This is a genomic window from Ornithinibacillus bavariensis (assembly GCF_018333235.1).
Taxonomy (GTDB): Bacteria; Bacillota; Bacilli; order Bacillales; family Amphibacillaceae; genus Ornithinibacillus; species Ornithinibacillus bavariensis.
The window spans coordinates 149,925-168,733 of sequence record NZ_BORP01000003.1 but is presented as its reverse complement, the minus strand read 5'-3'; the positions used below and the strand labels follow the sequence as shown (position 1 = coordinate 168,733).

Here is an 18,809-nt window from a genome sequence, read left to right as displayed (position 1 = left end):
GGGATATTCGATGAATGTTGAGGCAGTATTTATTGATCGTGATGGAACAATTGGTGGTACTGGGCATTTTATTCATCCGAAAGATTTTAACCTATATCCGTTTAGTAAAACTGCATTAGAAGTTCTAAAGGATAACAATATTAAAACGTTTGCCTGTACGAATCAAAATCGAATTAGTAGAGGTCAAGCAACTATTGATGATTTTTATAATGAATTTATCGCATATGGATTTGATGATGCTTTCATTTGTCCCCACAGTCCAAATGATGATTGTGATTGTCGTAAACCAAAACCAGGATTATTGTTAGAAGCAGCTAAAAAGTATAATTTAGACTTATCTAATACGGTTTTTATTGGTGATGTTGGCTCCACAGATATGTTGGCCGCTCATTCAGTTGGAGCGATGAAAATATTAGTACGAACCGGATGGGGACAAAGTTCACTAGATAAATACAGAGATACATGGGTAGGTATTGAACCGGATTATATTGCTGAAAATTTATTAGAAGCTGTTAATTGGATTGTAAAATTGGGAACAGCTGACAAGAAGCAATAGGAAAGAAGATATTATTCTAAAGTCAAACAAGAATACTAAAATGTAAAATAAAAAAATAGGTGAAGTTACGATGACGATAAATATGAATGATTTTCCCGTAATAGAGACTAAGAGATTAGTATTAAGACAGATTACTAAAGAGGATGCAAATGACATTCTGAGGTATCTGTCTGATGAAGAAGTTATGAAGTATTATGGATTAAACCCTTTTAAAAGCATTAACGATGCATTGGATGAAATTTCATGGTATCAATCCATTCAAAACAACAAAACAGGTATGAGATGGGGAATTACGTTAAAAGAGCAAGGTGCTGTTATCGGTAGCTGTGGTTTTCATAATGGCGTTTCTCAGCATTTCCGTACTGAAATTGGTTTTGAATTGAGTAAAGATCATTGGGGGAAAGGTATTGCTTTTGAGGCAGTAGAAGCGATTATAAGCCACGGATACCAGCATATGAATTTTCAACGAATAGAGGCATTGATAGAACCACCTAATCAAGCATCACAAAAGTTAGTAGAGAAGTTGGGTTTTGTTAGAGAAGGGTTATTAAGAAGTTATGAATTTACAGATGGTAAATTTGATGATTTATATGTGTATTCCCTGTTGAAGCAAGATTTTGACAGAACAAAAAAGAGTTAGACGAAATAGTTACCAACCGTTAGATAATGAAGAACTCCTACTTTAACTGATAAAATTGTTAGAAAGTAGGGGTTTTTACCATAAAGCTAGAATATTAATACATACAGGGGTGATGAATTGAACGGAAATGAACTAAAAAACATACTAACTGAATTCAAAAATACAGATTTTCAATCTATTGGCACAGTTGATTTAGGGGTATTAACAAATGCAATGCTAACACATATCGGAAGCACAGATCCAGAGTTAAGAGATTCTTTGATTTATCCTAGTTTTGCACATTTAATCATCAATGGACGCTATACAAGACCAAACTTAAATCAGTTGATGAAAATATGTCTGGATGATAATCACCTATTCTTTAAAGTAGATGAAGTCGGCGAGGATGCAGTTTTTACTAGATCTTTTTCTTCTTTGATTATAGCGGTATTGTTGCATGTAAACGTCAAAAATTCTTTTTTAACTGATGACGAAGTAGATGAAGTTGCAGTGAAATTATTGGAGTATGTGAAGCAAGAAGAGGATGTTCGTGGGTTTGTAGAGGAAAAAGGCTGGGCACATAGTATTGCACATATTGCTGATGCACTTGATGAGTTAGCGAAGCAACCGCAATTAGAAGAAGATAGATTAATGGAAATTGCTTTATCCATTTTGGGGAAAATGTACTTTGATAAGGATTATTTACTATTTGAAGAGGACGAACGAATGGTTGTTCCAATGGTAACCATTCTTGATAGAGGGATTGATCAATCTATTTTGTATGATAAAATCGATAAAATAACAAAAGAATTACAGCAGAATTATTCCAAAAATATGAAGACACTTTATATGCAGCGTACTAATATCAAGCAATTTTTAAAAAGCCTTGTCTTGCATCTTGAAGTATTGGATAAGCATGAGAGGTTACGTATTTATCTTAAGCAAGCACTTAAGACTATTAATCAACCATATTACAATATTTAGGGGGACTAATGATGAATCCGATTTTAATTGATTTTCCAAGTGAATTTGAAACAGAGCGACTACTGATAAGAATGCCTAAGCCTGGTGATGGAAAGGCAGTATATGAGTCTAAAGAAGCTTCCATTAATGAGCTTTTACCGTGGATGCCTTGGGCACATGTAGAAGATAGGGAAGAAGATGCGGAAATTAGAATTCGTGAAGCTTATGTGAAATTCCTTACTAGAGAAGATTTAAGATTACTAGTCTTTCATAAAGACACTGGGGAATTAATAGCTAATTCTGGACTCCATCGGATTGACTGGGATGTACGAAAATTCGAGATTGGTTACTGGATTGATAGTCGTCATAGTGGAAAAGGGTATATGACGGAAGCGGTTCAAGCAATCGCGGATTTTGCATTCACCGAGCTTCATGCAAATCGGGTAGAAATTCGCTGCGATGTTAAAAATGTAAAGAGTCGAGCTGTGGCTGAGCGTATTGGATTTGAGCTAGAGGGGATATTACGGAAAGACAGCTTAGATGTTTATGGGAAAGAGCTTCGGGATACATGTGTGTATGCCAAGGTTAGAGAATCCTAAAATTTGAGATAGGGCTTTACAAATACCTCGGTATTCTATATAGTATAGATACCTAATAATTCTAGGTAGGTGAGAATATGTTTGATCGGGAACTTGTTAAGGGGAGTACATCACTTCTTGTCCTACAGCTTTTAAATGAACGTGATATGTATGGCTACGAGCTTGCTAAGGAAATGGAGCGTCGGAGTGAACATAACCTGCAAATAAAGGAAGGTACATTATATCCTGCACTTCACAAGCTTGAAAAACAAGAATATATCGAATGCTATTGGCAAAATCAAGAAAAAGGACCTGCCAGGAAGTATTACCGAATAACTGGGGAAGGTAAGGAGATGCTTGAGGCCAAAACAAATGAATGGCATCGTTATGTTCAAGTAATGAATAACCTTATTGGGAGAAGCGAGTCGTGAATGCTGGTGAAGATCGGTTTTTCCAGGAACTAAGTGACGTTCTTGGAAAACACCCCGATAAAGACCAGATTCTTCTCGAGTATCGATCACATGTGTATGAATTTCTTCAGGAGGAGAAGATCTCAAGTGATGAATCCTATGAAGAAATAGTCAAGAGACTGGGTACACCAGAGGAAATTGCTGCAATCTGGAAAGAAGAAGCGAAGGTAACACCAAAAAAGATGCAAATTTTATTTGTTGTGTTAAATATCTTAATCTTTCTTGGTGGAATAACACTAACCATCGCATATAATGTTTTTCAGTTGGAATGGATAGAGGTAATGTGGGATAGGCTTACAGCAGCACCTACCATCATTATTATGATTTACATGGTGTTTTGGGGTCTGCTTGGCTATGAAATTGGTAAGGAATTTGGTAGTGGTGGACTAAAGATTCTTCGTAAAACATTTACATATGCCATTATTCCCAATCTAATTCTAATGTATCTGATTGTCTTTAAACTGATACCACATGAGTGGTTTCAACCACTTTTAAGTGGCCCATTTATAATCGCCTGTATGGTATTAACTATTGTGTTGTATCCGATTAGTTGGATTGGATATCGATGGGGAAGGAAAGCATCTGTGTAAACACCTTACCCCCCGATATCAGCAAAATGGAACAATTTTTTTATCTATATGCATAGATATTCTATGTATATAGATAAACAAGGGGATGGTGACGTGACATGAAGCAACGCCAAAAAAATATGTTATTTTTAATTGTATGTTTAGGGCTAGGTATACTAGCAGAATTAAGCTTTTTCCATGGAATGATTGGAATCTCCTATCCGATTTTTATAGCAGCATTTTACGCAGTGTTCTATTTTCGATTTGGATTTACGTTTAATCATCGTCGTATCGGGCTACTGTTAATGGTAGTTATCTGGGTGCTATCTGCATCCTACTTGTTCTACGATAATGAAACTTTTTATCTGTTGAACATTATCGTAATTCCTATTCTGGTGTTCATACACATTGTATTAATCACAACACCAAATAAGGTTGACTGGATTTCAATTCCCTTTTTTAACCAAGTCATGAATAAGTTCTCCCAGATGTTTAGCTATGTAAAGCGTTATATCAAGCTGATGGGGAAGCGTACCTTGTTTAAGCAAATGAAAAAAGAAACGACCCAAGCAATTAAACGGATTATCTATGGATTATTAATTGGTATTCCTTTATTACTGTTTATTACTGCTTTACTCATGTTAGCAGATGAGAAGTTTGGCAATGTGGTAATGACGGTACCTAACTTTATTACTAAATTTAATTTTCTAGAAGGCTTTTTCCGTTTCCTTGTAGTTGTTATAGCAACACTATTATTCTTTGGAGCATTTCAGGTTCTTAAAAAAAGATATGCCCCAATTATAGTGAAACCGATTTTAGACAAAAAACAAGCAAGCTGGGACGGGATAACGGCAGCCACTATTTTAGTTTTATTAAATAGTGTTTATCTTCTATTTGTCGTGATTCAATTTAAATATTTTTTTGGGAATGCAATACAGGAGAACTTCACATATGCCGAATATGCTAGAAGAGGCTTCTTTGAGCTCATATTAGTTACATTAATAAACTGGACCTTACTCTTATGTTTCTTGAAATTCGTTAAGCCTGCAAAAAAAGCATTGGCATATTTTATAAAGGCTATGTATTCTCTACTAATAGTTTCAAGCGGGATCATGCTTGCTTCTGCCTATATGAGATTAACCCTGTATGAAGAGGCTTACGGCTTTACAATCGACCGAATTTTAGCGCACACCTTTATGCTATTTTTGCTGGTCATTTTTGCTTATACACTCATTCGAGTATGGCTCGAGGGAATCTCGTTACTACATTTTTATATGATTGCCGGCCTAATTTTTTACACTGGCTTGAATGCCATTAATTTGGAAGAAATGATTGTGGAAAATAACCTTGAGAGATATGAACAAACTGGGAAAATTGATATTTATTATTTAAACGGATTGTCATTCTCTGGAATAGACGGATTAATCACCTTATATGAAAAGGATCCATATTATCCTGAATTAAGGATGTTGTTACGAGAACAGAAGGAAATACTCCATGAAATTGAGTCAAATACATGGCAGTCTTATAATTTCAAAAGGCAGCAAGTAATGGAGAGACTCCGAGGACTTGAATTAAAGTAAAGGAGGAGGTATACGAATGAATGGAATTCCAAATCATGTAGCAATTATCATGGATGGAAATGGACGATGGGGAAAAAGTCGAGGTCTTACAAGAAGTGAGGGTCATTATGCTGGATCACAAACAATGGAAAAAATCATTGATGCAAGTGCTGAGCTAGGTATAAAGATTTTGACATTATATGCGTTTTCTACAGAAAACTGGAAACGACCAAAGGATGAAGTAAATTATTTAATGAACTTACCGATTAAATTCTTTAATCAAAAGCTACCTGAATTTATGAGACGCAATATTAAAATTCATATTTCGGGCGATGTAGATAATTTACCTAAAGGAACTCGTGATGCGGTAGTAAAGGCGATGGAGAAAACGAAAAATAATACTGGGCTAATTGTAAATTTTGCCTTGAACTATAGTAGTCGAAAAGAGATTCTTCAAGCAATCTGTCATGTTATACAAGATGCGGAAAACAACCTCATTTCACTTGAGGATATGGATGAGAATGCGTTTCAGAAATACCTATATACTAAGAATTTACCTGATCCCGATATCGTTATTCGAACCGGTGGGGAAAAACGAGTAAGTAATTTCTTATTATGGCAGTCCTCTATGTCAGACTTATACTTTGTGGACGTTCTCTTCCCAGACTTTACAAGGGAAATGTTAATAAAAGCAATTCATGATGTGAATAAACGAAGGATGAATTGTGCTGATGAATGGGCTGGGTGAGAAGAATTTTAGTAAGGTTCTAGTTTAGAGAGATTTCGTGTGACAGGCCTGTCTAATGGACAAAAATTGAACTAAAATAATGAATAGGGCTTATAGAAGGATTCTAATGGACAGTAAAAGTCTAAAATTGGTAAAAATGTCTTATAGAGCAGTTCTAATAGACAAAACGATGTTGAAAAGAGTGAATTTGTCTATTAGACTCCTTCTATAAGACAAAAATAAATAAAAATGAGGAAAACTGTCTAATAGCTGTCCTCTAATAGACAGAAACACCGTCAGAATTTAATAATATGGCTATTAGATTAACCATAATAGCAACCTAAAAGAAAAAAGACGAAAATGAATAATTTAATATTTAACTAGAGACCTCACGAAATTTAATACGAATTATTTCTTCTGTAAGGTTGTTAAAGGTAATATCAACAAAAACGCCAAATTCCTTTTTTGGTTCTTCCAGCCAAAGCTTAAAGGTTTCTGTTGATGTATTCACCCCTTTTTCTCTACCGATATGAAGGTAATCTACAATTTCAGCATTTGGAAACCTTTCCTTTGTCTTTTCCATGGCGATACGACCCCATTTGGCGTAGCTAGGCACTTCCTTTTGGGAATAAACATGGTCAATTGTATGTTCCATGGCAAAAATTCCAAAGCATATGCAAGTAGATAGTAGTAATTTTATTAATTGTTTCATTGTTACAACCTCGCTTAATAAAATAAATGGAGTGAAGGTAATGGTATTTGAAATAACGATACAAATACGTGTAGCTAACTTTCAAAAAGGATTACACTGGTATCAACTATTATTGGGAAAAGAACCTGACTTTATACCACATGAAGGATTTGCAGAATGGGAGCTAATTCCTGGTAGTTGGCTACAAGTAGCAGAGGGAAAACCAAGTGTAGGAAGTGGTCCGCTTCGATTGGCCGTTACTAGTATTGAGGATATGAGAGATAAATTAAGGGATCTTGAAATAGAAGACGTTGAGGTACACTCGAGGGAGGGAGTACCTGTTAAGTGGTGTACATTTTCAGATCCTTGGGGGAATTATATTGGTTTGTTTGAGTATTTAAATAAAGAGGAAGAGGCTAATAGAGCTAAGGAAATTCTTAAAAAATAATCTTATGAACAATTACTTTCAACCTCACCGATAAAACGTGGTCTTTTTTGCATGGATATTAAATCGATGTATTGTTAACCTAAAATTTATAAGGTTGACAAATGAAAGAAACCCATATTATAATCTGGTAGCTAGCCAAATTAGCAATTGCTGTCGACATCGTTAAAGGGGGATGTACATATGCATGAACAAAGTAGGAAATTAAGGGTTATGATGAATGTTGCAATATTTGCTGCTATTACGGGGATATTAGCGCAAATTGAGATTCCACTGCCACTAATTCCAATAAGTGGACAAACACTTGCTGTAGGTATTGCTGCGGTTGTTCTTGGAAGTCGCCAAGGGGCATTGGCGATGATCTGCTATGCGGCCATTGGGGCAATTGGTGTTCCTGTGTTTGCTGGATTTGCTGCTGGATTACAAGTTTTGGTTGGACCTTCAGGGGGATATGTTTTTGGATTTATTGTGGCTGCTTTTATTACAGGGTTTATATTAGAAAAAACTAAATTTACTATTCCGTTAGCATTTGTAGCCAATATTATTGGGATGCTTATCACACTTGCGTTTGGAACCATCCAATTAAAATTTGTATTAGACTTAAATTGGAACGCAGCGCTTGTAGCCGGGGTTTATCCTTTCCTAGTGGTAGGAGTAATTAAAGCTTTCTTAGCAAGCTGGGCAGGGATTGTTGTTAGGAGAAGGTTGCTACAGGCAAATTTACTTGTTGTCACACAAAAGAAAAAAGCTGTTTAAGACGAGTACCGTTAGTTATATAAAAAAAGAATCATCCACCACTTACTAGATTGGTGGATGATTCTTTTTGAACGACAAGCTTTGAGGTAAATATCTATCTTGGAAAAAATACTTACTTTTTCAGGACCTTTAAAACGTTTAATGTCCTCCTATAACCGAGAACGAATAAAAGAATAACGGTATAGATAATTAAACCACATATCGAATAAATCGCTTCTAAATTGGTGCTAATTGGCGGGTAACCGCTGTGCTCATTATAATGGGATTCATTGGCATCATATACTAACCAAATACAAAGTAGTGAAAACCCTAATAAAGCAAGAGCAAAAATAGCTTTTTTGTGAAAAACCAATTCCCTTAAACTATCTTTAAAAACAGACTTAAAGGATTTCTGATTCAGTTGGTCATTTTGTGCTTGTGTTTTCTTTTGAAACGGCACTAGAAAGTAAGTCATGAGTCCACTATAAATCAACAGCATTACGATAACTTCAGAATAACTTTGCCATATAGTATTCATCAAAAAATTCCCCATTTATCGATAAAGAGTCTCTTTTTGTTCCCTCAATCTCAAAGCCAACCTTTTGATAAAGTGAAAGTCCAGCCTTATTTCGTGTGACCACGGTTAATTCTAAACGATGCATGTTATTCTTAATTGCCCACTTGTCTAATTCGTTAAACAATAGAGTGCCCACACCTTTACCTCTATACTGCTCATGAATGCCGATTACCAGATAGGCAGAATGCTTTTTACGTTGTGCATCACCACCGATAGCAAATAAATAACCAACTAACATGCTGTTATTTTCCGCAATTAGAATGGTAGAGTTTTCTTCCAACTGGAACCTCTCAATCATTTTTCGTTGGTTTTCTGGTTGAATTTCACGTTCCTCTGGTTCCCATAGCATATACTGTGAGGTCTTTTCCACCTGCTGAATTAGTTGTGCAAGTTTACCAGCATCGGCAGGCCCTGCTTCTCTAACCTTCATTTTCATTCCCCCTTTGAATCAGCTTGGACATTTGGTGCCAAATCGAGCCTTTAGCTTCTTCTCCACCTTGAATTCGGTCTAAAGCCATCTTCACCTGCATTCTAACTTCAAATTCCGGATCGTTCTGAGCTTCTAGTAGTGCTGGAATTGCCGACTCATCTCCTATTTCATATAAGAACATGGCAGCACGCCAGCGAACTAATCTGCTCTTATCCTTTAATGTCTTTATCATTTCGGGGATTGCTTCCGTATAGCTTAAATCGGACAAGCAGTCACCAGCTGTACGTCTTACATTGACCGCTTTATCTCTTAATGCCTTATACAGTAGAGGAAGTACCGCCTTATCACCAATCATGCCAAGGTATGCTGTTGCAAGTCTACGTATGGAGGACTTCTCATCATCAAGCGCTTTATCCAACACGATTAAATATTCTATCGTTGGATCCATTTTATCAAGAGCGGCATAGCGTTCCCGCCAGTCGGGATGGTCTAACATTTCTGGTGTAACTTTTATCCAACGAGGAGGGGCTGCTTTATTATCTAATGCAAATTGAACAAGTTCTTGTAAGCGCTCCTCATCATAAGCAGCAGAAGTTTCTTCTACTACCTCTCTTCCGATTTCTTCTACCTCACCATATCTAGGTCCATGCTCTACCCATTTTCGTTCGGCAAGCATGTTGTCGGAAGCGGTAGATGCTTCAATTGCGGCATTCATAAACCGATCTGGAAGGCCAAATCGATATTCATGGTCACCTTCTTCAAGCTTAACCTGTATTGGAATGTACCGGAACATTTGCACGAAAACTTTTATCTCACCATAATGCTCATCTACAGATGAATTTGTGTTAACTAGCTGGCTACTTTCTGCTTCTACGGAACCAAGTGTACGCTCAACTTCTGGTAGAATTTCCTCCCATGGGGTGCGTGCATCCCTCTCCAAGGCAATAAAGTCAATTACACGGTAAATTCCCTTCACACCATTGATAGAAAAAAGAGCTTGTATATACGATGGGGCTTGTGATAAATCATCACCAAGCTTATAATTCTCTGTTTTTCCGTCTGGCATTTCTACATTTACATTTATCTTCATTGAATATGGGCTTGGTGTTGGTTCGATGGAAACTATTTTCATGAAAAATCCCCCTTAGAATATCGTTTGTTACGGTTCATTCTATCAAAGGGGGAGTAGTCTATCCATTATTTAGCTAGTAATTTCATGTTGGAAATTCTTTTTTACTTCGCTTTCTCTCTCTTTTCATCTCGCTCAAATAACACAATCAAACTTGGTAATAATACTCCCCGAATCAGGAAGGTATCAATTAGTATTCCGACAGCGACAATAAATCCAAACACAAACAGTAGTTGAATTGGCTGTGTCATGAGCACTGCAAAGGTTGCAGCTAGAATAATTCCTGCTGAGGATATTACACCGCCCGTGTTTGCTACGGCAATTTGCGTAGCCTCTTTTATAGAATGTCTTTGTCGTTCTTCCATATATCTTGAAACTAATATGATGTTGTAATCAATACCAAGCGCCACTAAGAAAATAAATGCATAAACTGGCACACGGTCACTAATTGTATCAATGCCAAAGAGTAGATTCGTTAAAAACAATCCTAGACCTAATGCTGCAAAGAACGATACTAATATCGTACCCATCATATACAGCGGCATTTTAAATGACTTTGTTAAGAAAATGAGCATGACAAAGATTAATATGGTTTCTAGTAATACAATGAGGACTAAGTCATGATTATTGGTGTTACGATCATCTAGAGAGGCTGCTGTCTCACCAGCAAAATATATCTCTCCCTCTAGATTACTAGCGTTGAGTAACTTCTCTGTATTTCCTTGGATGGTCTCTAATGCATCAATGGACTCTAAGGAGTATGGGCTATTCTGAAAGGTTAAACTGTACGATACAACCTTTTGGTCCTCCGTTATGCTTTCTAATCTTACATTACTGACATGGTCTTGTTTAGAGAGCTTATCTAATAGTACTTGCTGACTCTCTTCAGGTATCGGGGTGTTTGCTTTAACGATAACCGTAGTTGGTGCAAGATCCCCAGCTGCAAATTTTTCTTCTAAGATCTCATAACCCACTCTAGATGGCATATCATCTGGAAAGGATTTTATTAAATCGAACTCATATTTAAGGTTAAAATTATATAAAGCACTAACGAAGATAAACACGCCAACGGCTACAATAGACACAATTGGTTTCCTGGTAACAAAGCCCCCCACCTTACTCCAAATGGAGCTAGGCTTTACCGTTGTATCTCCAACTCGTGGAATGACTGGCCAAAAGGACTTTCTTCCAAAGATAGCAAATAAAGCAGGAACGAGGGTAACCGATGCAATCATAATAACGATTAATGCTGTACCGAAAATAGGTGCAAAGTTTTTATAATCCCCAAGCTCTGCAAAGATTAAAATTATCATCGCAAGGAATACTGTCCCACCGGAATAAAAAACTGGTAATCCAGTTCCGCGCATTGCTAGTTTCATTGCGGTATTTTTATCCTCGTGTTGTTTCAATTCTTCCCTAAAACGAGAAAATACGAATAAGGAATAATCGATTACAGCTGCAAAAAGTAAGACAGACATAATCGATACAGACTGTGTACTCATTAAAAGTCCAGCCTTACCAAATAATCCGAGAAGCTGTGTAACTATTTGGTACACAAATACAGCAGCTACTAAAGGAATAAGAGCAATTAATGGTGAACGATAAATAACCATAAGTAGAACTAAGATAATTCCTACTGTCGACATGATTAAAACAATATCAGCCCGAGTAAATAGGTCAGTTGTATCGACAGCAATCCCTGCAGGTCCTGTAATTGAGGCTGATAAATCAGTATGTTCCTTAATAATAGTTTTAATTTTTTCTAAAGTAACCTTTATTTCAGGTGTATCTAAATTGGAGTCTAGATTGACAGGAATAATCGCTGTCTTCCGGTCCTTTGAGAAGAATGAATTAGTTGCTTGTTCAGGTAACATCCCGAATGGAACAATCTCTTTTACACCATGAAGCACTTCTTCGATTACTTGATTTGAGATGGCAGCCAGATCCTTTACTGTAATCTTACCCTCTGATTGCAGTACGATGATTGCTGGTAATAATTCACTATCCCCAAAATAGGTAGACATTTTTTCATTGGCAACGACGGATTGCATGTCATTTGGTAGCCTTTCAATACTGGAAACCTGATAATCCCGTACACTTGGCATCGAGACAGTCAATATTACCGTAACAAGTATCCAAATAGTGAAGGTAATCCACATTCCTCTCTTCGTAGAAACCTTATCTGTTATAGCTTGTAACAATTTTCTCATGGTTAAAAGTCCTTTCTATATAAAGTGACACATGTGTAACTTTGGAGCGAAAAATAACGGTATTACCGCTATTTTATTATTGATTAAAGTTACACCAGTGTCAATTATTCTTTGTTGAACATTCCGTGACACATGATTTCTTTCATTTTTTCCACCCACTCCGAATGGGGGATTCTTTCTAGATTTGGAATGTTAACCGTCTGGAAAATAAGTCCCAAAACTAAGCTGGATGGAAGATCCTTTTTCAGTACATTTTCACTTTTACCAAATTCTATGAACTTCTGAAGCAAAGTATACAACTGAATATGCATTTTTTCTAATTTCTGCTTGTTCTCAGCTACCTTTTGGTTGACTGTAGGAATCTGCATCCCAATTTCCCTAATTCTATATATGCTCATATCATTGAAGATATAGTTGAATAATGCATGAAACTGATCAAAAAAGGATTTTTCTTGATTTACTATTTTAAGATTATATATGAAGGTCTGTAATTCATACACCATGTATTCACTTAATAGTTCTTCCTTGTTCTCATAATATTTATATATGGCTGCTCTTGATACATCTAATCGATTAGCAAGTAAAGTAAAGGTGTAGCCATCATAACCACGATCTAATAGTAATTGTTTTGTTGTTTGATAAAGTTCTTCTGTAGAAATTTTACGTTCACGTGCCATGTTCTCACCTCTACTTTATTATAAAGAACTTCGTAAAAGAGTAAAATAATTGTATTTGTGTATAAAGCTGCGAACAGAAAACAGACTATACATGAAATAAAACTATTTGCAGAAGTGAGTGGATATGAATGCCATACCGAGAACAAATACCAGTTGATAAAGGAATTGATAATACAGCTAAATTACTTATAGAGGGCTATAACTACATAACCAATCGTAGAAATAAATTTGGAAGGGATATTTTTGAAACAAGGCTGCTTGGTGGACAAAAGGCAATTTGTATTGCTGGGGAGGAAGCTGTAAAGGTATTTTATGATGAAGAGAAGTTCGTTCGAAATGGTGCAGCACCAAAAAGGCTACGCCAAACCTTATTCGGTGAGAACAGTATACAAACTACAGATGATGAAAAGCATAGGCACCGCAAGGAATTATTCATGTCCTTGATGACAAAAGAAAGACTGGAGGACATGAATCGATTGATAGAAAGAGAACTTGTCAATGCTGTAGACCGCTGGTCAAATGATGAAGAAGTAGTTCTCTATAATGAAATGGTTCTGCTATTAACCTCGGCAGCCTGTGAATGGGCAGGTATTCCTGTTAAGCAAGATGAGTTAGGGAAAGTAGCCAATGAATTAGAGGCAATGTTTGATAGTGCCGGTGCTATCGGAGTAAGGCATTGGAAGGGAAGGGTGTCGCGGAATATGGCAGAGAGCTGGTTACAACAGCTCGTCCAGCAAACTCGTAAAGGTATAGTGGAAGGTAGTAAGGATACAGCCCTTTATAAAATGGCTTGGTATCAGGATATGAATGGAGAATTATTAAATGAAAGAATCGTTGCTGTAGAGCTATTAAATATACTAAGGCCGATTGTTGCCATTTCTGTATATATTACCTTCGTCGCCTTGGCCTTATATGAACATCCATCAGAAAAAGAGAAGCTAATTAATGGTGATGGAGAATATGCCGAACTCTTTATACAAGAGGTCAGACGATACTACCCGTTCTTTCCGTTATTAACCGCGCGGGTACGGGAGGATTTTCTTTGGAATGGACATGATTTTAAGAAAGGAAATCTGGTTCTACTAGATATTTACGGAACAAATCGTCATCCGGATATTTGGGAGCACCCGAATACATTTTTTCCAGAACGATTCAAAGATCGAGAGGAAAGCTTCTATGATTTTATCCCTCAGGGAGGAGGAGATTATTATCGAGGACATCGTTGTCCCGGAGAGTGGATGACAATTGAAGTAATGAAGGTGGCACTTGATTTATTCGTTAATAAGATGGAATACCAAGTACCAAAGCAGGATCTGCGATATAGTATGCTACGATTCCCAAGCCTTCCCCAGAGTAGATTTGTTATAAGTCAGGTAAAAAAGCGATAAAGTAAACCTCCTTCCGCGGGGTTTCCTCCTTCCCGCGGAATGTTAAAGTACGAATTAATCAATCTTCCGTTTAAAGATAAGCTCGAAAAAAGAAGGTACTCCATATCCTTTGATACCTGGTGCAAATATTTGTACGAGCTCCCAACCATTTTTTTCATGTTCATAAACAACCTCATGATAATCCTCTTCAGGGTTGAGTTTAAACGTAGATAGATTTATTTTTACAAATTTATGTTCATACATCGTGGTTCCCCTCTCCAATAATTTCCTAGAATAATTATATTGTACTCGCTTTGGGACTCCGAATAAATAACGGATTATTCTAGATTCTTTTCGTTTGTTAATTTTTCACGAATAGTATTCTCTAATAGGAAGCGAAACTTATTCCTATCCTCATCAGTAAATGGCTTAGGACCCTTTGTTTTTAGCCCACTTCTTCTCGCCTTTGCACTGAGGTGGCGAGTTTCAAGTAACTGATCGATATTTTTATTCGTATAAGCAAATCCCATGTGATGTAAGACGAAGCAACCCTTTCCCAACCCAAGCGAAGCGAGCCCGTAATCTTGTGTGATAATTAAATCCCCTCTTTTAGCTAATTGCATAATACGATAGTCAGCAGCATCTGCACCTGTATCAACATAGATTATTTCCACTCCCTCCATTGTTTCCTCATTAGAAAAATGGCTAAAGCTTTTGACTAATACTACCTGTAAATCGAATTTTTTAGCAACTGAGATAACGACTTCTTTCACTGGACTTGCATCTGCGTCAACATATATTTTCATAATGATATCTCCGTTTCAAATAGACTACTTTCATGTAATTAGATTTTAACGGATTTGTCAATCTATCTAAACGAGGTAACGAGTGGCAGGTGCCAAATTTGTTAACGTTATTCCTTTTCCGCAGTTATGGTAATTATAAGATCAAAGGTTACGAGCTACAAAACACGAAATAAATAAATTAGTATTGAAACAGTGAATAGCTAAAACCAGTAAGCAAAGGAGCCATTGAATCCCAAATAATAGTAGGAGAATCTGAAACCGGTAAGCAAGGGAGACATTGCGACCCGAAAAATGGTCGAGGGTCCGAAAACGGTAATCAAAAGCACCATTGCGGCCCGAATAATGGTCGAGGGTCCGAAAACGGTAATCAAAAGCACCATTGCGACCCGAAAAATGGTCGAGGATCCGAAAACGGTAATCAAAAGCACCATTGCGGCCCGAAAAATGGTCGAGGATCCAAAATCGGTAATCAAAAGCACCATTGCGGCCCGAAAAATGGTCGAGGGTCCGAAAACGGTAATCAAAATCGCCATTGCGACCCGAAAAATGGTCGAGGGTCCGAAAACGGTAATCAAAAGCACCATTGCGGCCCGAAAAATGGTCGAGGATCCAAAATCGGTAATCAAAAGCACCATTGCGGCCCGAAAAATGGTCGAGGATCCAAAATCGGTAATCAAAAGCACCATTGCGACCCGAATAATGGTAGGAGGATCCAAAATCGGTAATCAAAAACGCCATTGCCAGAACACATTAAGGTCATAATAGGTATGTTAAACCAATTATGATTTTTTTATTAATATTATTCACTTTACAATAGTGTACGTCATACACTATAATGACAATAGGAGTTGATGAGGATGAACGAGAAAGAGCATATTGATAAATTAATGCTTGAATTACGACGTGGGACCATTACAATCGGGGTTTTAAGCCAGCTATCAAGTCCGAAGTACGGTTACTCACTAGTATCATTGCTGGAGGAAAAGGGGGTTCATGTGGAGCCAGGTACATTGTATCCATTATTAAGAAGGTTAGAAAAACAAGGCTTACTGGAAAGCAAATGGGATACGAATGAGGCTCGACCAAGAAAATATTACGTGCTTAGTGAAGTAGGGCAAAAGGTATTTGAAAAATTATGTGTGGAGTGGGAGAGTATTGTCCAGAGTTTGGAAGGATTAATAACGAATAAAGGAGTAGATAAAAATGGAGATGGTTAATCGGTATATTTATGCGGTAACTCAGAAATTGCCGCAATCACAACGAGAGGATATTGCAGCTGAACTAAGGAGTTTAATTGAGGATATGTTGGAGGAACGGGCAGGAGCAGGTGATATTTCTGATGAAATGGTTAATGAGGTTCTACTGGAACTAGGTAGTCCAAGAGAAATGGCACAAAAATATCGTGGAACAAAGAAGTATATAATTGGTCCTGAGTTATACGATCCCTTTTTAATTGTCTTAAAGATCGTATTAATATCAATGTCAGTTGGATTAGGAATTGTATTTGTCATTGAGTCAGTTTTAGACCCGGCAAATATTTTAGATCATTTTGTAAGCTTTATCGTTACCATTGTAACAGGTTTTCCACAAGCGCTTGGTTGGGTGACATTTACATTTATGCTTATCCATTTTGGTGGGGGATTGAAGGCAGATGAATTAAAGCTTGAGAAGTGGGATCCTACTAAATTACAGCCTATTCCACATCCTAAAAAACAGATTAAGAGATATGAGCCAATAACAGGTATTGTATTCTATGTAATAATTATCGTTTTATTTGCTTTCTCTAGTAACTTTTTTGGAATATATCGATTTAGTGATGCAGGGTTCCAACAAGTGATGCCGTTTTTAAATGAGGAAAGCTTTTCGCAATACATGCCATTTGTAATACTGTTATTGGCTATTTTTATAGTGAAAGAGTGTTTAAAGCTAATTTCGGGTAAATGGACGATGAAATTAGTCGCCTATACGGCAGTAATTAACATTTTCTCATTAGTCGTTGTCTTCTTTATAATTACTGGTCCGGCGTTTTGGAATCCTAATTTTATGATGGAATTAGTCCAGGCTGGACTCGTTACGGAAGGTTCGGAGGGCTTTAGAGTAGTAGAATCTATTTGGGTAAACAGCACTAAAATCATTGTAGCTTTATTTTTAATAGGGCTTGTATGGGATATCGTAGATGGGTTCATAAAAGCACGAAAAGATTAAATTTTTTCTTTCCAATAAACAACGAATTGATTATGATAGAAAATAATCAATTCGTTGTTTTTATTGGGAGGGAAGATAATGGAATTCGTTAGACCTTCTATAGAGTGGGAGAAAGAGCATCGTGAATATGTGGAAGAGTGGGGACCAGCTAGAATGGTACCGAGTAGCTTTGATTTAGCTGGATTTGAAAGCTATGAAATGTATTTATAAGCATTAACTAAGAGAGAAAATGGTCATGGTAAATGGCTTCCATGTACGAACTATTTTCTTGTAAATGAGAATCATAGAATACTTGGGATGGTAGATATTCGCCATGAATTAAATGATTTTTTATTTCGTTTTGGTGGCCATATCGGCTATAGTGTTCGACCATCAGAAAGAAGAAAGGGCTATGCCACATTAATTTTAAAATTAGCATTAGCTAAATGTAAGGATATAGGGATCAATGATTGTTTAGTCACCTGTGATGAGGATAATATTGGTTCTGCAAAGGTTATTTTAAATAATGGTGGTATAGAGGATCAATCGGAAACAGACATAGATGGAATAGTTAAAAGAAGATTTTGGATAAAAATTACCAACAGCTAAGGTGAGATTATTATGGAAAATCAACCAGTATTTGTACAGCAGATGAAGAAGAAGGATTGGTCTTGTGTCAAAGAAATTTATAGACAGGGAATCGAGACTGGTAACGCAACATTTGATACGGAACCACCCTCATGGGAAGAGTGGGACAATGGTCATCTCGAAGGCTGTCGTTTAGTAGCTTGCTATGGTGAACAGGTCATAGGCTGGGCGGCTCTAAGTCAATCAGCTCATAAGGAAGCTTACCGTGGGGTTGCAGAAGTGAGTATCTATGTTTCGGCCAATAGTTCCGGTAAGGGAGTAGGCTCTTTATTGCTTAAAGAATTAATAATAGCAAGTGAAGAAGAAGGGCTATGGACGCTGCAGGCATTAATTTTTCCAGAGAATACTGCTAGTATGAGCCTGCATATCCGAAATGGCTTTGAAATTGTAGGAACGAGAAAAAGAGTGGGAAAGCTAAATAATAAGTGGCGTGATGTTGTGTTACTAGAACGGAGAAGTAGTATAGTAGGTGTCGATTAGACGAAAATATCTCTGTTACTAGCCTTATTCAGCTAACAAGGCTATTGAAAGGTCAATGTATCAATAAAAATTTAATTTATGAATGATTAACCAAAATAGAATCCTTTGAATATAGTAATTATGACATTATATATTGGGGGTTCTAAATATGAACTATGTAAGAAGTGGTTTAGCATTTTTGGGATTTTTAATTGCAGGTACAGGTATCGGGATGTTTTTTCATAATACTGAAGCAGGTGGTGCAGTAGGTTTTGGCCTTGGGATTTTGTCGATATTGGTATTGCGAAAGGATGATTAAATTAAAACGGAACCAGTTTAGCATGGTAGAATCGGAGCAATATAAGAAGTGAAAAATAGTGAACCCCAAGTATTTATTAATGCATTGA

The 18,809-nt window shown here is 36.8% G+C and carries 25 protein-coding genes and 1 pseudogene; 17 read left to right on the top strand and 9 right to left on the bottom strand.

The window, feature by feature from the left end; genetic code table 11:
* Window positions 1-10 precede the first annotated feature (10 nt).
* From KI338_RS09515 to uppS, 8 genes are all read left to right on the top strand, one after another.
* A complete protein-coding gene (locus tag KI338_RS09515; RefSeq protein ID WP_212920771.1) occupies window positions 11-556 on the top strand; it encodes an HAD-IIIA family hydrolase in 546 nt (181 codons plus the stop codon).
* Window positions 557-626: 70 nt separating this feature from the next.
* Window positions 627-1,196 (top strand): GNAT family N-acetyltransferase, encoded by a 570-nt coding sequence (locus tag KI338_RS09510; RefSeq protein ID WP_244853526.1) that lies wholly within the window; start codon window positions 627-629, stop codon window positions 1,194-1,196.
* A 117-nt stretch (window positions 1,197-1,313) separates the two neighbouring features.
* Window positions 1,314-2,159, top strand: coding sequence for a DUF2785 domain-containing protein (locus KI338_RS09505; protein ID WP_212920770.1), 846 nt, complete (start codon window positions 1,314-1,316; stop codon window positions 2,157-2,159).
* Window positions 2,160-2,170: 11 nt separating this feature from the next.
* A complete protein-coding gene (locus tag KI338_RS09500) occupies window positions 2,171-2,737 on the top strand; it encodes a GNAT family N-acetyltransferase (protein WP_212920966.1) in 567 nt (188 codons plus the stop codon).
* Window positions 2,738-2,814: 77 nt separating this feature from the next.
* Window positions 2,815-3,147 (top strand): PadR family transcriptional regulator, encoded by a 333-nt coding sequence (locus KI338_RS09495; RefSeq protein WP_212920769.1) that lies wholly within the window; start codon window positions 2,815-2,817, stop codon window positions 3,145-3,147.
* Complete coding sequence (locus tag KI338_RS09490; protein WP_212920768.1) at window positions 3,144-3,776, top strand: HAAS signaling domain-containing protein; 633 nt, start codon at window positions 3,144-3,146, stop codon at window positions 3,774-3,776. Before KI338_RS09495 ends, KI338_RS09490 begins: the two co-directional genes overlap by 4 nt.
* A 98-nt stretch (window positions 3,777-3,874) precedes the next feature.
* Window positions 3,875-5,338, top strand: coding sequence for a DUF4153 domain-containing protein (locus tag KI338_RS09485; protein ID WP_212920767.1), 1,464 nt, complete (start codon window positions 3,875-3,877; stop codon window positions 5,336-5,338).
* A 16-nt stretch (window positions 5,339-5,354) separates the two neighbouring features.
* Entirely contained in the window at window positions 5,355-6,065 is a 711-nt protein-coding gene (uppS, locus tag KI338_RS09480; protein ID WP_212920766.1) for an undecaprenyl pyrophosphate synthase, read from the top strand.
* 355 nt (window positions 6,066-6,420) lie between these two features.
* Here uppS and KI338_RS09475 read toward each other — a convergent pair whose 3' ends face one another.
* Window positions 6,421-6,756: a DUF3889 domain-containing protein gene (locus KI338_RS09475; protein WP_212920765.1), complete on the bottom strand. Its 336-nt coding sequence runs from the start codon at window positions 6,754-6,756 to the stop codon at window positions 6,421-6,423.
* A gap of 40 nt (window positions 6,757-6,796) precedes the next feature.
* Here KI338_RS09475 and KI338_RS09470 point away from each other — a divergent pair, with 40 nt between their 5' ends.
* Entirely contained in the window at window positions 6,797-7,183 is a 387-nt protein-coding gene (locus tag KI338_RS09470; RefSeq protein ID WP_212920764.1) for a VOC family protein, read from the top strand.
* Window positions 7,184-7,363: 180 nt separating this feature from the next.
* The gene (locus tag KI338_RS09465; protein WP_212920763.1) at window positions 7,364-7,936 is read left to right on the top strand and encodes a biotin transporter BioY; all 573 of its coding nucleotides are present in this window, start codon (window positions 7,364-7,366) and stop codon (window positions 7,934-7,936) included.
* Window positions 7,937-8,048: 112 nt separating this feature from the next.
* On the opposite strand, the gene KI338_RS09460 is transcribed toward KI338_RS09465, so the two are convergent.
* The 5 genes from KI338_RS09460 to KI338_RS09440 form a co-directional block, all read right to left on the bottom strand.
* Window positions 8,049-8,453, bottom strand: coding sequence for a hypothetical protein (locus KI338_RS09460; RefSeq protein ID WP_212920762.1), 405 nt, complete (start codon window positions 8,451-8,453; stop codon window positions 8,049-8,051).
* A complete protein-coding gene (locus tag KI338_RS09455) occupies window positions 8,425-8,922 on the bottom strand; it encodes a GNAT family N-acetyltransferase (RefSeq protein WP_212920761.1) in 498 nt (165 codons plus the stop codon). Before KI338_RS09455 ends, KI338_RS09460 begins: the two co-directional genes overlap by 29 nt.
* Complete coding sequence (locus KI338_RS09450; RefSeq protein ID WP_212920760.1) at window positions 8,912-10,054, bottom strand: conserved virulence factor C family protein; 1,143 nt, start codon at window positions 10,052-10,054, stop codon at window positions 8,912-8,914. The genes KI338_RS09455 and KI338_RS09450 overlap by 11 nt, the downstream gene beginning before the upstream one ends.
* 101 nt (window positions 10,055-10,155) lie before the next feature.
* Window positions 10,156-12,261, bottom strand: a complete 2,106-nt coding sequence (locus KI338_RS09445; protein WP_212920759.1) for an MMPL family transporter — start codon at window positions 12,259-12,261, stop codon at window positions 10,156-10,158.
* Window positions 12,262-12,365: 104 nt separating this feature from the next.
* On the bottom strand, window positions 12,366-12,938 hold the full coding sequence (locus KI338_RS09440; protein ID WP_212920758.1) for a TetR/AcrR family transcriptional regulator: 573 nt from the start codon (window positions 12,936-12,938) through the stop codon (window positions 12,366-12,368).
* Between the two features lie 128 nt (window positions 12,939-13,066).
* Here KI338_RS09440 and cypC point away from each other — a divergent pair, with 128 nt between their 5' ends.
* The gene (gene cypC, locus KI338_RS09435) at window positions 13,067-14,326 is read left to right on the top strand and encodes a CYP152 family fatty-acid peroxygenase CypC (RefSeq protein WP_212920757.1); all 1,260 of its coding nucleotides are present in this window, start codon (window positions 13,067-13,069) and stop codon (window positions 14,324-14,326) included.
* 54 nt (window positions 14,327-14,380) lie between these two features.
* Here cypC and KI338_RS09430 read toward each other — a convergent pair whose 3' ends face one another.
* The 3 genes from KI338_RS09430 to KI338_RS09420 all read right to left on the bottom strand — a co-directional run bounded on the left by KI338_RS09430 (window position 14,381) and on the right by KI338_RS09420 (window position 15,849).
* Window positions 14,381-14,569 carry a DUF4177 domain-containing protein gene (locus KI338_RS09430; RefSeq protein ID WP_212920756.1) on the bottom strand — a complete coding sequence of 63 codons (189 nt, stop codon included), beginning with the start codon at window positions 14,567-14,569 and terminating at the stop codon, window positions 14,381-14,383.
* A gap of 74 nt (window positions 14,570-14,643) precedes the next feature.
* Window positions 14,644-15,111, bottom strand: coding sequence for a YaiI/YqxD family protein (locus tag KI338_RS09425; protein WP_212920755.1), 468 nt, complete (start codon window positions 15,109-15,111; stop codon window positions 14,644-14,646).
* 141 nt (window positions 15,112-15,252) lie between these two features.
* On the bottom strand, window positions 15,253-15,849 hold the full coding sequence (locus KI338_RS09420; RefSeq protein ID WP_212920754.1) for a hypothetical protein: 597 nt from the start codon (window positions 15,847-15,849) through the stop codon (window positions 15,253-15,255).
* A gap of 119 nt (window positions 15,850-15,968) precedes the next feature.
* Between KI338_RS09420 and KI338_RS09415 the strand changes: the two genes are divergently transcribed.
* The 6 genes and pseudogenes from KI338_RS09415 to KI338_RS09395 all read left to right on the top strand — a co-directional run bounded on the left by KI338_RS09415 (window position 15,969) and on the right by KI338_RS09395 (window position 18,721).
* On the top strand, window positions 15,969-16,328 hold the full coding sequence (locus KI338_RS09415; RefSeq protein WP_212920753.1) for a PadR family transcriptional regulator: 360 nt from the start codon (window positions 15,969-15,971) through the stop codon (window positions 16,326-16,328).
* Window positions 16,315-17,316, top strand: coding sequence for an HAAS signaling domain-containing protein (locus KI338_RS09410; RefSeq protein WP_212920752.1), 1,002 nt, complete (start codon window positions 16,315-16,317; stop codon window positions 17,314-17,316). Before KI338_RS09415 ends, KI338_RS09410 begins: the two co-directional genes overlap by 14 nt.
* 78 nt (window positions 17,317-17,394) lie before the next feature.
* The gene (locus tag KI338_RS17845) at window positions 17,395-17,526 is read left to right on the top strand and encodes a hypothetical protein (RefSeq protein WP_280530744.1); all 132 of its coding nucleotides are present in this window, start codon (window positions 17,395-17,397) and stop codon (window positions 17,524-17,526) included.
* 60 nt (window positions 17,527-17,586) lie between these two features.
* Window positions 17,587-17,904: pseudogene (locus KI338_RS17755) on the top strand (GNAT family N-acetyltransferase); the annotation flags it as partial.
* Between the two features lie 12 nt (window positions 17,905-17,916).
* On the top strand, window positions 17,917-18,423 hold the full coding sequence (locus KI338_RS09400) for a GNAT family N-acetyltransferase (protein WP_212920751.1): 507 nt from the start codon (window positions 17,917-17,919) through the stop codon (window positions 18,421-18,423).
* A 148-nt stretch (window positions 18,424-18,571) separates the two neighbouring features.
* Window positions 18,572-18,721 (top strand): hypothetical protein, encoded by a 150-nt coding sequence (locus KI338_RS09395; RefSeq protein WP_212920750.1) that lies wholly within the window; start codon window positions 18,572-18,574, stop codon window positions 18,719-18,721.
* The last annotated feature ends 88 nt before the right edge of the window (window positions 18,722-18,809 follow it).